Origin of the sequence: Synechococcus sp. R6-7 (assembly GCF_047461695.1) — a bacterium.
In the GTDB taxonomy this organism is placed as follows: Bacteria; Cyanobacteriota; Cyanobacteriia; order Thermostichales; family Thermostichaceae; genus Thermostichus.
In genome coordinates, this window is record NZ_JANSHS010000332.1 from 1 (window position 1) to 1,085 (window position 1,085).

The following is a 1,085-nucleotide window of genomic DNA, read 5'->3' on the forward strand; positions in this document are numbered from 1 at the left end:
CCTGTAGGGTCAGTGATGGGAGTATGTCACCTAAACGGGGGATCCTCTGGGGTGGGCCAGAGAACCCGTTGCGGCTGTCCGGTGTCCGGCAGGGAGAGGGGAGTGTGGCCAAGGGGCTCCAGAAGCCAGCTACGCTGGGGCGGGCTCCAGTTGCCCTGGCGGGCCTCGATCTCCAGAATGAGCTGGCCATTTTGCTGTCGCAAGCGGAAGAGGGTGGTGGCCCAGGCTCCTGCTCGATGGGCGAGGGTTTCCCCGTCGTCTTCGTAGAGGGTGAAGCTGCCGTTGCCGGGGTAGAGTTTGAGGTGCGGTTGGTCACGGCGCAGGTGGGCGGTGGACGGGCAGGGGGGAGCTAAAGGCAGAACGGAGCCACCCCGCACAAACAGCGGCAGTTGTTCGAGAGGGGCAGGGACGAGAATGTAGCGGGGGCCGGTGTGGGCCTGACCTGTCCACCAATCAAACCAAGTGCCCTGGGGTAGGTAAACAGCGCGGCACCGCACGCCAGGCCGGACTACAGGGGCAGCTAGGAGGGCGGATCCCAGCATGGCTTGATCTGAGATCTCGTAGGTTTGCGGATCGTCGGGAAACTCGTAGAGAAGGGGGCGCAAGATGGGGGATCCGGTTTGGCTGGACTCCCAAAAGAGGCTGTAGAGGTAGGGCAGCAGCTGGTAACGCAACTGAATGGCCTGCCGGCAGATGGTTTCCACTTCGAGGCCAAAGCTCCAGGGCTCGTGGGGGCGGGTGCCCAGGGCGCTGTGGCCGCGCATGAGGGGGTAAAGAATTCCCATTTGCATCCAACGGGCAAACAGCTCGGGAGTGGCATTGCCACCGAAGCCGCCGATGTCCGCGCCGACAAAGCTAACTCCCGACAGGCCCAGGTTTAGGAGCATGGGCAGGGACATCTCCAGGTGTTCCCAGGAGGATTGGTTGTCGCCTGTCCAGACGGCAGCCCAGCGCTGGATCCCAGCAAAGCCGGAGCGAGTCAGCACGAAGGGGCGCCGGTTGGGGTTGAGCTGTTCCAAGCCTTCACGGGAAGCGCGTGTCATCAGCAGGCCGTACAGGTTGTGAACTTCGGCGTGGGTGGTGGG

1 protein-coding gene is annotated in these 1,085 nt (G+C 63.6%); it reads right to left on the bottom strand.

The window, feature by feature from the left end; translation table 11 throughout:
* Window positions 1-26: 26 nt before the first annotated feature.
* A partial coding sequence (locus tag NW815_RS10095; RefSeq protein ID WP_414415970.1) for a TIM-barrel domain-containing protein occupies window positions 27-1,085 on the bottom strand: 1,059 nt, incomplete at its 5' end.